Raw genomic sequence first — 12,901 nt, 5'->3', positions numbered from 1 at the left:
ATTGTATTTCATCAAGTTCTCTAAGCTTTTTTATAAATTGATTGAACAAATTCTCTATACATTGCGCTAATCGCTCATGTCTAAATCTATCTATAGAATTGTGTGTTGGTGGCTCTTGACCTTGTAAAAGCCATTTGAAATTTATATCTCTTTTACATACCTTTTCAAGAGCGCGGCTTGAATATATTCCTTCCATATATCCATAGACTATAATTGCAAACATGGTTTCAGGTAAGAGTTCTGGATTTATACCAATAGTAGAGTAAGTTTTGTTTAATTCTGTATAATATAATCCCTCCATAACATCATAAAGCATTCTTACTGAATCATCATCAGGTATAATATTTTCGAAACTTATTGGGAAACCTATCTGATGGATAGGTATAATATTGTTTTTTTCATATTAATATTATGCGCAAAAAAGAGAATTCAAATTTATGAATTCTCTTTTTTATCGGCTAGTATCAAACTTGTTTTGATACAGCCCCTTGTTTTTGAGAATAATTAATTGGTATTTTATTAAATGAAAAGAAATGGTAAAATAAGGAATATAATTAAAGGGTAAGTGTAATGTAGTAATTTGCATTTAAACTTAATATAGAAACATATGAGTTAAGAAGTATGGACACTAAGTTGGAAGATAATAAAATAATATTTTGGAGGCTTAAGGATGGGAAAAACATTAGTTATTAATATGGAGGATGTAGAATTAAAGGGTGATATACTTGATGTTGGTGAAAAGAATCTTGGAGTTATATATAATTTATCTAAAGATATAGAGGATGAGCTTAGTCTTGATTATATTGACAATGATAGTAAGATAGAATTAAAGGATAGAAAATATGATGCATGTACTTTCTTTTTTGAACTAAATCATTTTTGGACAAATATTGAAAGAGAGAAAGTGATTAGGGATGTTTTGGAATATCTAAAGGATGATGGGGAAATATTAATATGGGATATAAACAAGGAAAGGGGGAAGATATTTAACAATAAGATAAAAGTAATATTGCCTAGAGATAGTATTAAAGAATTTACATTTAAAAATATTAATTTACTATCCAGTTCAAATCTAGAAGAAATAAAAAAAATTCTTGAAAAATATTTCAAGATAGAGGAAACTAAAACATGGGAAGATATTTTTTTTATAAAAGGAAAAAAGCTAAATGAGAAAGTGAAAGAAGAGGAGATATCAAAAAATGAAGGTGTTACTTACAGCAGTTAACTCGAAGTATATACACAGCAACCTTGCAGTAAGATATTTAAAGAGTTTTACTAAAGATATGGATTACTGTGTTGAAATAAAAGAATTTAGCATAAATGACAGAGAAGAAAGGATACTTGAAGAAATAATTAGAGAAGAACCAGACGTTGTAGCTTTTTCAACTTATATATGGAATGTTGAAATGATATCTAGGTTATCGAATTTAATAAAAAATGTAGATTCTAACATTGAAATATTATATGGGGGACCGGAAGTATCATTTGATTCAAGAACATATCTAAAAGAAAATGTGGGAGACTATGTAATAGAAGGTGAAGGCGAAAAGACTTATAGGGATTTTATTTCATATAAACTTGGTAAAATGAAAATAGAAGAGGTACGTGGCCTTCATTACAAAAAGGATAATCAAGTGTATACTAATGAAAAGAGACCGCTTATGTCTATGGATGAAATTGTGTTTCCTTATGAAGAGGATGAAAATTTGAATAATAAAATTGTATATTATGAAGCTTCAAGAGGATGTCCATTCAATTGTAAATATTGTCTTTCGTCTACAAGTCATGGCGTAAGATTTTTGGATATAGATAGAGTGTTAAATGAGCTTCAATACTTTATAAAAAAGAAAGTAAAACTTGTGAAATTTGTAGATAGAACATTCAATTGTAACCATAAATTTGCAATGGCAATATGGGATTTCTTAATAAAAGCTGATACTGATACACACTTTCATTTTGAAATTTCAGCGGATATTTTGAATGATGAAGAGATAAAACTGTTATCAAATGCTCCAGAAAATAGATTTCAATTTGAAGTTGGAGTACAAACAACAAATGATGATGTACTTAGAAATATAAATAGATTCGTAAATTTTAGTGATATTAGAGAAAAAGTTGAAGAATTGATGTCTATAAAGAATATAAAGCAGCATTTAGATCTTATAGCAGGACTTCCAGGAGAAGATTATGAATCATTTAAAATATCCTTTAATAATGTATACAGTATAAGGCCAGAAGAAATTCAACTTGGATTTTTAAAGCTTTTGAAAGGATCCTCAATGAGGGAGGAAGCAGATAAATATGGAATGAAATACTCGCCATATCCTCCGTATGAAATACTAAAAACCGACAAGATTACATATCAAAATATTTTAAAACTAAAGAAAGTAGAAGAAATGGTCGATAAGTATTATAACTCGCAAAAATTCAATTACATTATTCGATATTTTGAGGATAAGTTCAGTGAACCATTTGATTTTTATTATGAGTTAGGTACTTATTTTGAAAATAAAGGATATTTTAATAAAAACATAGGGAACATAGAATATTATAAGGTATTTTTAGATTTCAATAGTGAAGTACTTAATGAAAGTAATAAATATATAAATGAAATAGTTAAATTCAATTATTTATTATATAATAAAAAAAGAGGGCTTCCTGATTTTCTAAGAACAAATATTGATAGAGAAACAGAAAAGGCTATAAAAGATCAGTATCGCAGTGAGTATTCATTTAAGGAATATTATTTAGAAAAGTTCAATATTGATCTATATGAGTATACAAAGAATAACAGAATTGTGGAAGGTGATTTTTATTATCTATTTAATAATGATGGTAAATATATAAACATAAAATATGCAATATAAACTGCTGTAAAATATAAAAATGTGAAAAGCAGGCGAAATTTTATTTATTCAAAATTACAAATCTGTTAATTGTTTTTTTGGTTGAAATTGTTGAAATATATACATACAAAGTGTATAATAAGACAAGTACAAAGTAATTAATACTATATAAAGTATTAATATATATTATTTTTCTTTTTTTATTTACATTGAAGGCATTAAAGGTGGTGATATTTTGGCATTACAAGCAATCGAAGAGATTAAACAAACTGAAGCTAAAGCAGATGAAATTGTGAGAAATGCTACAAGTGAAGCAAAGAACATGGTTCAAAAAGCTAAAAGTGAAGCACAAAAGCAATATGATGATGTGATAGCAAAAGCAAAAGAAAAAGCTAATGACCTTATTAGCAAAGCAGTCGATATGGGGAATAAAGAAGCAGAACCAATATTGGCAAAAGGCAGACAGGAAGCTTCAGATATATTAAATATATCTGAAGATAAAAAGATTAATGCTGTTAAATTAGTGGTTGAGAGGATAGTGAAGATTCATGGCAATAGTTAAAATGAATAAGTTCACTTTGTTAGCCTTTGAATCAGAAAAAGAAGCATTACTTGAAAAATTACAAGGTTTTTCAAATGCTGAATTCATTGATCTTCAAGATGAAAATCTTTTAGAAAGTAATGATACTCTTAAAGATTTAACTAAAGATGTAGTTGATTCTGATATAACAAAGTGGGAAGAGCAATTATCAAAGGTTAAATTTGCCCTACAATTTTTAAATAGCTATGTGCCTAAGCAATCATCATTTAAGGCTTTGCGTCAAGGAAAACTTTCTCTAAGCTTAGAAGAATTATCAAAGAGAGTTCAAGAAGGCAATTGGGAAGAAATTTATGACAAAGTTAAAGCTAAAGAAGAAGAAATTGCTAAGTTAGAAAATGAAAAAACAAAGTTACAAGGAATAGTAGACAGTTTACGTCCTTATGAAAACTTTGATGCAAGTTTAGGTTCATTAGATGACCTTAAAGAAACTTCATATTTCTTAGGAAGCGTTTCAAATCAATATGAAGAAGCTTTAATGAGTGACTTAAATGATTGTTACGTTGAAGTGATATCAAAGGATACTCACGATACTTATGTATTAGCATTATGTAATAAGGATAATACTGAAAGCGTAAGCGAGGTACTTAGAGGATTTGGATTTACACCTTTTAAAACTGAGGAAAAGGATACTCCTCTAAAGCTAATTCATAATTATAATGACAGAATAATTAATATTGATTCTAATAAGTTCATTATTAAAGAAGAATTAGCAGGGTTCGAAGAAGAACAAAAACAATTACAATTAGCTTATGAGTACTTTACTAATTTAGTTGCAAGAAAGAGCATTTCTACTAAATTCTTAAAGACGGAAAAGGTATCATTAATCCAAGGATGGGTACCAGTTAAGCAAAATGAAAAATTAACTAAAATTGCTGATGAAGTTTTAGGTAAAGATTATTACTTAAACTTCGAAGATGTAAAAGAAGAAGAAATTGATGATGTACCAATAGCATTAGAAAATAATGATTTAAATTCAGCATTTGAAGATGTTACATCAATGTACGCATTACCAAAGTACAATGAGATTGACCCAACACCAATCGTTACACCATTCTATTTGATTTTCTTTGGAATGATGGTAGCAGATATGGGATATGGACTTCTTATGTTAATAGGAACATTATTTGCACTTAAGTTCTTTAAGTTTGACGCAGGCACTAAGAGAATGGTTAAATTTTTCCATTACTTAAGCTACCCAACAATTGTATTTGGTGCAATTTATGGTGCGTTCTTTGGAGATTTATTTAAGGATAAAATTCCAAGACTATTAGATACATCAAGTGATGTAATGACTATATTAGCATTATCTGTAGCTTTTGGTGCAATTCAAATTGTATTTGCATTATGTGTAAAAGCATATGTGCTAATTAAATTAGGAAAGCCAAAGGATGCCTTAATGGATTCAGGATCATGGTTACTTATGTTAGTTTCACTTGGATTATTAGCAGCAGGTATAATGCTTAAGATACCAGTATGTGAAACAATAGGAAAATGGGGATCTATTTTAGGAGCTGTAGCTATTGTACTTACTCAAGGAAGAAGTGCAGCAAGTGCTGGTGGTAAAATAGGTTCAGGTTTATATGAATTATATGGTGTTACAAGTTATGTGGGAGATTTAGTTTCTTATACAAGACTTATGGCTATAGGGCTTTCAGGAGGATCTATTGCAGGTGCCGTAAACTTAATTATGGGAATGGTGCCAGGACCAATTGGAACATTCTTAGTAGGTCCATTAATATTTGTAATTTTCCAAACAGTAAACTTATTATTATCATTATTAAGTGGATATGTTCACACATTAAGATTAACTTATGTTGAATATTTCGGAAAATTCTATGAAGGTGGCGGAAAAGCATTTAAGCCATTTGAAACAAAAAATGAATATATAAATTTAACTAGAGAGTAGGAGGATATTAAAATGGAAATGAGTTGGATTAACTATTTCGTAGAAAATTTTGGAGGTATGGTGTTTGGTGCACTAGGAGTTGCAATTGCAGTAGGTATGTCAGGTATTGGATCAGCTAAAGGTGTTGGGATTGTAGGTCAAAGCGCTGCTGGATTATTATCAGAACAACCAGAAAAATTCGGTAAAGCATTAGTTCTTGAATTATTACCAGGTACACAAGGTCTTTATGGTTTCGTTATTGGATTATTAGCATTTTTCCAATTAAGCACTAGTACTACATTAGCTCAAGGTTTATACTTATTATTTGCTTGTTTACCAATCGCTATCTGTGGTTTATGGTCAGGAATAGCTCAAGGTAAAGCTTCAGCTGCTGGTATTCAAATCTTAGCTAAAAACCCAGAACATACAACTAAAGGTATGGTATTAGCTGCCATGGTTGAAACTTATGCATTATTAGGATTCGTTGTATCATTCTTATTAGTAAATGCTGCATCAACTATAGCATAATAAATATTTATAAATAGTTAAGTAGTATTAAGATGAGGATGTGAAGAGAATGTCTAACTTAAATAATTTAACTTCTAAAATCTTAAAAGATGCAGAAGATAAAAAGGCAGTCATCTTAAATGATGCTGAGGAAGAAAGAAATAAAATCCTTAGCAAAAAAGTTGGAGAAGCTAATATAGAAGAAAAAACTATATTAGAAAGAGCTGAAAGAGAAGCCGCATCTAGAAAAGAAAGAATCATTTCAGGAGCAGAATTGCATGCTAGAAATGAAAAATTAGAAGCAAAACAAAAAGTAATTAAAGAAGTTTTCGAAACAAGCGTTAAGGAACTTTCAAACTGTTCTGCTGATGATTTAAAAGGATTCATTAAAGAAGTAATTTTAAATAGTAATATAGAAGGAACTCAAAACCTTATATTAAATGAAGTAGGAAAGAAAGCTATTAATGAAGCGTTTGTTGCAGAAATTAATACAGCACTTGGAAATAAAGCCAATATAAAATTAAGTGATGAAACTGGCAAGTTTAAAGGTGGATTCATCTTAGAACAAAATGGCATAGAAATAAATAATACTTTTGAAGCTTTAGTTAGTTCACTAAAGGATGATTTAAGTCTAGAAGTAGCAAGAGTGTTGTTTAGTTAAGGAGGTTAACCAATGGATGGAATGCAATTTAGTCAAGTTATCCCTAGAATAAGGGTATACGAGACAAAACTCCTTGATAAAGCAAAAATCGATAGAATGATAGATTCTCATTCTGCGGATGAAGCATTAAAAGTTCTTCAAGAAACAGAGTATGCCAATGTTATGACAAATGTTAAAAGGGCAGAAGATTATGAAGTAGTTTTAAGTGAAGAATTAAAAAGATTATTCACTGTAATGTACGAAATAAGCCCAGTTAAATCTCTTGTAGATTTAATGAGCATTAAATATGACTATCAAAACATAAAAGTAATTTTAAAAGGAATGTTTTTAAACCAAGATTTATCATATCTTTTAATGAATGTGGGTACAATAAACGCTAATGAATTAAAAGTTATGATAGAAAATGGAAATCTTTCAGACTTACCTCATACTATGAGAGAAGCTGTAGAAGAAGCAAAGGCTGATTTTGAAACTACTAAGGATCCTCAAATGATCGATGTTATATTAGATAGATATATGTTTAAAGCATTAGTAGAAATTAAAAAAGAAATCAATGATACTTTTGTTGATAAGTATGTAGATGCGTTAGTTGATTCTACAAACTTAAAGACTCTTTTAAGAGTTAAAAAGCAACATAAAGGAAGAGAATTCTTTACTTCTGTTATAATTGAAGGTGGTTCAATAGATAAAGATAAGCTACTAGGTATGCTGAACGATACTCCAGAAAATATCGTAACTAAGCTTGCATTCACAAATTATGCTGATTTCGTAAGAACTGGTATAGAAGAATATACTAAGAATGGTTCAGTAAGTTTATTTGAAAAACTTGCTGACAACTATGTGATGAGCATGATGAAGGATGCAAAGATTATACCATTTGGTGTTGAACCACTATTGGCTTATATTTATGCTAAGGAAACAGAAATCAAGATTATAAGGATAATAATGGTTGGCAAACTCAATAATATTTCTGCAGAAGTAGTAAGAGAAAGGCTGCGTGATATTTATGTTTAAGAAAATAGGTGTTGTAGGAGATAAGGATTCAGTTTTAGCATTCAAAGCTCTTGGAATTGATGTTTTTCCAGTAATTGAAGCAGATGAAGCTAAGAAGACTATCGATACATTAGCAAAAAACGATTATGCAGTTATATTCGTAACTGAGCATGTAGCTCAAAATATCGAAGAAACTATTGAAAGATATAATAAAGCAGTACTTCCAGCTATTATATTAATTCCAAGCAATCAAGGAACATTAAATATAGGTATGCAAAGAATCAGCGATAACGTTGAAAAAGCTGTCGGTATGAATATTTTATAGAAAGGTAGGTATGTAAGGTGAAGACCGGAAAGATAATTAAAGTTTCAGGACCATTAGTTGTTGCTGAAGGTATGGATGAAGCTAATATACAAGACGTTTGTAAGGTTGGAGAAAAAGGGCTTATCGGTGAAATCATCGATATGAGAGGCGATAAGGCTTCTATCCAGGTTTACGAAGAAACATCAGGAATCGGACCTGGGGATCCAGTTGTTACTACTGGAGAGCCATTAAGTGTTGAACTTGGACCAGGACTTATGGAAGCCATGTTTGACGGAATTCAAAGACCACTAGATAAATTTATGGAGGTTGCTAAATCACCATTCCTAATAAGAGGTGTTACAGTTCCTTCATTAGATAGAGAAAAGAAGTGGGAATTCAATCCAACTGCTAAAGTAGGAGATATGGTAGAACCAGGAGATATTATTGGAACAGTTCAAGAAACTCCAGTTGTTTTACAAAAAATCATGATTCCAGTAGGAATTTCAGGTAAAATTAAAGAAATTAAAGGCGGAAGTTTTACTGTTGTTGAAACAGTTGCAGTAGTTGAAACTAAAGATGGAGATAAAGAAGTTCAATTAATGCAAAAGTGGCCAGTAAGAAAGGGTAGACCATATAAGAGAAAAATCAACCCTAAAGAACCAATGTTAACTGGTCAAAGAGTTATCGATACATTCTTCCCTGTAGCTAAGGGTGGAGCAGCTGCTATCCCAGGACCATTCGGAGCTGGTAAGACAGTTACTCAGCACCAAATTGCTAAATGGGGAGATGCTGAAATAGTTGTTTACGTTGGTTGTGGAGAACGTGGTAACGAAATGACAGACGTTGTTAATGAATTCCCAGAACTAATCGACCCTAAGACTGGTGAATCTCTAATGAAGAGAACAGTTCTTATAGCAAATACTTCAAATATGCCAGTTGCTGCCAGAGAAGCTTCTATATATACAGGTATCACTATAGCTGAATACTTCAGAGATATGGGATATTCAGTATCAATCATGGCTGACTCTACTTCAAGATGGGCAGAAGCATTAAGAGAAATGTCTGGTAGACTTGAAGAAATGCCAGGGGATGAAGGTTACCCAGCATACCTTGGATCAAGACTTGCTGACTACTATGAAAGAGCTGGTAAAGTTGAATGTCTAGGTAATGATGGAAGACAAGGTTCAATCACTGCAATTGGTGCAGTATCACCTCCAGGAGGAGATATTTCTGAACCAGTATCACAAGGTACATTAAGAATAGTTAAAGTATTCTGGGGTCTTGATGCACAACTTGCATATCAAAGACACTTCCCAACTATTAACTGGTTAACTTCATACTCATTATATCAAGATACAATTGATAACTGGATGGATGAACATGTTGCACCAGACTGGGGAGCTTTAAGATTAGAAGCTATGACTATACTTCAAGATGAAGCTCAATTACAAGAAATCGTAAGACTTGTTGGTATTGATGCATTATCTGAAAAAGATAGATTAAAATTAGATGTAGCTAAGTCAATAAGAGAAGACTATTTACAACAAAATGGTTTCCACGAAGTTGATACTTATACATCATTAAAGAAACAATATAAGATGTTAAGTCTTATCTTAGGATACAAACATGAAGCAGAAAGAGCATTAGAAGCTGGAGTTTACTTAAGCGATATAATGGCTATGGAAGATTTAAAAGATAGAATTGCTAGAAGTAAGTACATACACGAAAAAGATCTTGATAAAATAGATCAAATTGGTGTGGATTTACATGCTGCAATTGATGACCTAATAAGTAAGGGAGGGGTTACAAATGCTTAAAGAGTATAGAACAGTTACAGAAGTTGTTGGCCCTTTAATGGTTGTTGATGGTGTTGAAGGTGTTAAATACGATGAATTAGTTGATATTGAACTTCACACTGGTGAAAAAAGAAGAGGTAAGGTTCTTGAAATCAACGGATCAAAAGCTATGGTTCAGATTTTCGAAGGATCTACTGGTATAAACTTAAAAGGTACTAAGGCTAAATTTTTAGGAAGACCACTTGAACTAGGCGTATCAGAAGATATGGTTGGTAGAGTATTCGATGGAATGGGTAGACCAAATGATAATGGTCCAGAAATCATTCCAGAAAAAAGAGTTGATATAAATGGTGAAGCTATAAACCCAATGGCCAGAGATTTCCCATCAGAATTTATTCAAACAGGTGTTTCTGCTATTGATGGACTTAATACTCTAGTTAGAGGACAAAAGTTACCTGTTTTCTCAGCATCAGGTTTACCTCACCAAGAGCTTGCTGCACAAATAGCAAGACAAGCGAAAGTTTTAAATTCAGATTCTAAGTTCGCGATCGTGTTCGCAGCTATAGGTATCACATTCGAAGAAGCTGAATTCTTCGTTGATGAATTTAAAAAGACAGGTGCGATCGACAGATCAGTTCTATTTATGAACTTAGCATCTGACCCAGCTATCGAAAGAATAGCTACTCCAAGAATGGCACTTACTTGTGCTGAATACTTAGCATATGAAAAAGGAATGCAAGTACTTGTTATCATGACAGATATCACTAACTATGCCGAAGCATTAAGAGAAATATCTGCCGCTAGAAAAGAAGTTCCAGGAAGAAGAGGATATCCAGGTTACTTATATACTGACCTTTCTACTTTATACGAAAGAGCAGGAAGAATCACAGGAAAAGAAGGTTCTATAACTCAAATTCCTATACTTACAATGCCTGAAGATGATAAGACTCACCCAATTCCAGACTTAACTGGATATATTACAGAAGGTCAAATTATCCTTTCAAGAGAATTATACAAGAAAGGTTTAATGCCACCTATCGATGTTTTACCATCACTTTCAAGACTTAAAGATAAGGGTATAGGTAAAGGAAAGACTAGAGAAGACCATGCTGATACTATGAACCAATTATTTGCAGCATATTCTCAAGGTAAACAAGCAAAAGAATTATCAGCTATCTTAGGTGAATCAGCATTATCTGAAACAGATAAGAAGTTAGCTAAATTCGCAGAAGCTTTCGAAAAAGAATATGTTTCTCAAGGATTCAATACAAACAGAAGTATTGAAGAAACACTTGATCTTGGATGGAAATTATTAAAAATGATTCCAAGAACAGAACTTAAGAGAATCAGAGACGAATATCTTGAAAAATATCTGCCAAGAGAGGAAGAATAGTCTATGGCTAAGTTAAACGTCAATCCTACGAGAATGGAACTCTCTAAGCTAAAGAAAAGACTTGCGACATCTACTAGAAGTCATAAGCTTTTAAAGGATAAACAAGACGAATTAATGAGACAATTCATTAACCTTGTTAAGTATAACAATAAGCTAAGAAAAGAGGTTGAAGAAAATCTTCAAAGTTCTCTTAAGGATTTCGTTATGGCTAGAGCTGTAATGAGTTCTGAATTCTTAGAAGAAGCTATCATTTATCCTAAAGAAAAGATTTCTGTTGAAGTTGGAGAAAAGAATGTAATGAGTGTATCTGTTCCTGTAATGAACTTCAAGAGACAACTTGAAGGAGATGAAGGAAGCATATATCCATATGGATTTGCAAATACCTCTTCAGAACTTGACGATACACTTTCAAAACTTTATGGAATTCTTCCACAATTACTAGAACTTGCAGAAGTAGAAAAGTCATGTCAATTAATGGCTGACGAAATTGAAAGTACTAGAAGAAGAGTTAATGCTCTTGAATATATGACAATACCTCAACTTCAAGAGACTATAAAGTACATTAGAATGAGACTTGATGAAAATGAAAGATCTGCTACAACTAGATTAATGAAGGTTAAGAGTATGATCGAACAGAGAGGATAAATTTGGGATTGTAATAAAGTATAGAAATGTGGTTTATTAATACAATCTTAGATTAATAGGAGTACTACAAGTAAGTAGTACTCCTTGTTTGTTATTGGATAAAAATATACTATTTTTAATTTATTAGAGTATTTAATTAATAGGGCATAAGCTTTTTAATTGCCTGAAACTTTAAGAATTTTGTAATTGATATAAGCTGGTATTAATAGTATAATCAAAGAAGTGAAAATAATAGAAAATTACAATATAAAATTATTAATTTGATGATTTTAACTAAGGAGTAGATAAGATGAAATATGTTTTAGCAATGGTCGTTTCACTTGTTGTGTGTTTTGCTACCATGCCATTCCTTATGAAACTATCTCATAAGTTAGAATTTACTGATAAACCTAGTAAGAGAAAGCAGCATAAAACTCCAAAGCCATTGTGTGGAGGAATTGCACTATATATAGGTTTTTTTATTTCTTATTTCATATTTGTAAGAGATGATTTGAAGCAGCAGATAGTTATATTTGTGACTTCAACATTGATTTTGATTATTGGACTTGTAGATGATTATTATAAGACTAAAGGAAAAGAATTTCCTATATTTCCAAGACTTGCGATTCAGTTGTTTTCGGCAGTATTAATATTTAATTCTGGTATTGCTTTTGTAGGCTTTACAAATCCATTTACTTCACAGTATATAGAACTTAGCAAAACAATTCAGTTTATACTAACTATAACATGGATATTTGGGGTTACTACTGTAATTAACTGGTCAGATGGGAAAGATGGTTTAGCGGGAGGATTATCTCTTATTTCTGCAGGAACATTTTTTGTTGCAGCTTTAATACTTGATCAACAGGATCCATCAGCTTTAGTATCAATAATATTGGCAGGAGCAATAATAGGATTTTTATATTATAATAAGTATCCGGCTAAAGTATTTATGGGGGATTCAGGAGCTAATTTCTTGGGATTTATTTTAAGTATTACAGCATTAGATGGTGCATTTAAGCAAGCAACAGTAATGAGCTTGTTCATACCTATATTAGCACTTGCTGTACCTATTTTTGATAACTTATTCGTAATATTCAAGAGATTTACTGAAGGAAAGCCTGTATATCAAGCAGATAGGAGTCAGATTCATTATAGACTTGAAGAAAGGGGATTTTCAACAACTCAGGTAGTAAATTGTATAATGCTTATAAGTCTAGCGTTTAGTGTGTTATCAATAGTATTACTTTTGATAAAAAGATAAAATGAATCTATATTTTTACATTAAATA

General features: G+C 31.3%; 13 protein-coding genes. 12 read left to right on the top strand and 1 reads right to left on the bottom strand.

The annotated features are described in order from the left end of the window. Positions 1-388: transposase (locus HF850_RS06465; protein WP_169104650.1), on the bottom strand; the 388-nt coding region annotated here is incomplete at its 3' end. Positions 389-670: 282 nt separating this feature from the next. Between HF850_RS06465 and HF850_RS06460 the strand changes: the two genes are divergently transcribed. The 12 genes from HF850_RS06460 (at position 671) to HF850_RS06405 (ending at position 12,874) form a co-directional block, all read left to right on the top strand. After that, the gene (locus tag HF850_RS06460; protein WP_169104644.1) at positions 671-1,225 is read left to right on the top strand and encodes a hypothetical protein; all 555 of its coding nucleotides are present in this window, start codon (positions 671-673) and stop codon (positions 1,223-1,225) included. Beyond that, the gene (locus tag HF850_RS06455) at positions 1,200-2,867 is read left to right on the top strand and encodes a B12-binding domain-containing radical SAM protein (RefSeq protein WP_169104643.1); all 1,668 of its coding nucleotides are present in this window, start codon (positions 1,200-1,202) and stop codon (positions 2,865-2,867) included. The genes HF850_RS06460 and HF850_RS06455 overlap by 26 nt, the downstream gene beginning before the upstream one ends. Positions 2,868-3,081: 214 nt before the next feature. Further along, positions 3,082-3,408, top strand: a complete 327-nt coding sequence (locus tag HF850_RS06450; protein WP_169104642.1) for an ATPase — start codon at positions 3,082-3,084, stop codon at positions 3,406-3,408. Then, a complete protein-coding gene (locus HF850_RS06445; protein ID WP_169104641.1) occupies positions 3,395-5,353 on the top strand; it encodes a V-type ATP synthase subunit I in 1,959 nt (652 codons plus the stop codon). The genes HF850_RS06450 and HF850_RS06445 overlap by 14 nt, the downstream gene beginning before the upstream one ends. A 12-nt stretch (positions 5,354-5,365) precedes the next feature. Next, positions 5,366-5,860 (top strand): V-type ATP synthase subunit K, encoded by a 495-nt coding sequence (locus HF850_RS06440; protein WP_169104640.1) that lies wholly within the window; start codon positions 5,366-5,368, stop codon positions 5,858-5,860. Positions 5,861-5,909: 49 nt separating this feature from the next. Further along, entirely contained in the window at positions 5,910-6,500 is a 591-nt protein-coding gene (locus HF850_RS06435) for a V-type ATP synthase subunit E (protein ID WP_169104639.1), read from the top strand. 12 nt (positions 6,501-6,512) lie between these two features. Beyond that, the gene (locus HF850_RS06430) at positions 6,513-7,514 is read left to right on the top strand and encodes a V-type ATP synthase subunit C (protein ID WP_169104638.1); all 1,002 of its coding nucleotides are present in this window, start codon (positions 6,513-6,515) and stop codon (positions 7,512-7,514) included. After that, positions 7,507-7,818 (top strand): V-type ATP synthase subunit F, encoded by a 312-nt coding sequence (locus HF850_RS06425; RefSeq protein WP_169104637.1) that lies wholly within the window; start codon positions 7,507-7,509, stop codon positions 7,816-7,818. The genes HF850_RS06430 and HF850_RS06425 overlap by 8 nt, the downstream gene beginning before the upstream one ends. Before the next feature lie 17 nt (positions 7,819-7,835). After that, a complete protein-coding gene (locus HF850_RS06420) occupies positions 7,836-9,614 on the top strand; it encodes a V-type ATP synthase subunit A (protein ID WP_169104636.1) in 1,779 nt (592 codons plus the stop codon). Continuing rightward, positions 9,607-10,986 carry a V-type ATP synthase subunit B gene (locus HF850_RS06415; RefSeq protein WP_169104635.1) on the top strand — a complete coding sequence of 460 codons (1,380 nt, stop codon included), beginning with the start codon at positions 9,607-9,609 and terminating at the stop codon, positions 10,984-10,986. The genes HF850_RS06420 and HF850_RS06415 overlap by 8 nt, the downstream gene beginning before the upstream one ends. A 3-nt stretch (positions 10,987-10,989) precedes the next feature. Next, positions 10,990-11,631 carry a V-type ATP synthase subunit D gene (locus HF850_RS06410; protein ID WP_169104634.1) on the top strand — a complete coding sequence of 214 codons (642 nt, stop codon included), beginning with the start codon at positions 10,990-10,992 and terminating at the stop codon, positions 11,629-11,631. A gap of 289 nt (positions 11,632-11,920) precedes the next feature. After that, a complete protein-coding gene (locus tag HF850_RS06405) occupies positions 11,921-12,874 on the top strand; it encodes an MraY family glycosyltransferase (RefSeq protein WP_169104633.1) in 954 nt (317 codons plus the stop codon). The last annotated feature ends 27 nt before the right edge of the window (positions 12,875-12,901 follow it).

This window comes from Clostridium sp. SM-530-WT-3G (genome assembly GCF_012843905.1).
Lineage (GTDB): Bacteria > Bacillota > Clostridia > Clostridiales > Clostridiaceae > Clostridium.
This window is presented reverse-complemented; position numbering and strand designations above follow the sequence as displayed.

Coding starts and splice junctions, on each gene's coding strand:
- HF850_RS06460 (WP_169104644.1), top strand. CDS start 671: ATGGGAAAAACATTAGTTATTAATATGGAGGATGTAGAATTAAAGGGT.
- HF850_RS06455 (WP_169104643.1), top strand. CDS start 1,200: ATGAAGGTGTTACTTACAGCAGTTAACTCGAAGTATATACACAGCAAC.
- HF850_RS06445 (WP_169104641.1), top strand. CDS start 3,395: ATGGCAATAGTTAAAATGAATAAGTTCACTTTGTTAGCCTTTGAATCA.
- HF850_RS06440 (WP_169104640.1), top strand. CDS start 5,366: ATGGAAATGAGTTGGATTAACTATTTCGTAGAAAATTTTGGAGGTATG.
- HF850_RS06435 (WP_169104639.1), top strand. CDS start 5,910: ATGTCTAACTTAAATAATTTAACTTCTAAAATCTTAAAAGATGCAGAA.
- HF850_RS06430 (WP_169104638.1), top strand. CDS start 6,513: ATGGATGGAATGCAATTTAGTCAAGTTATCCCTAGAATAAGGGTATAC.
- HF850_RS06425 (WP_169104637.1), top strand. CDS start 7,507: ATGTTTAAGAAAATAGGTGTTGTAGGAGATAAGGATTCAGTTTTAGCA.
- HF850_RS06415 (WP_169104635.1), top strand. CDS start 9,607: ATGCTTAAAGAGTATAGAACAGTTACAGAAGTTGTTGGCCCTTTAATG.
- HF850_RS06410 (WP_169104634.1), top strand. CDS start 10,990: ATGGCTAAGTTAAACGTCAATCCTACGAGAATGGAACTCTCTAAGCTA.
- HF850_RS06405 (WP_169104633.1), top strand. CDS start 11,921: ATGAAATATGTTTTAGCAATGGTCGTTTCACTTGTTGTGTGTTTTGCT.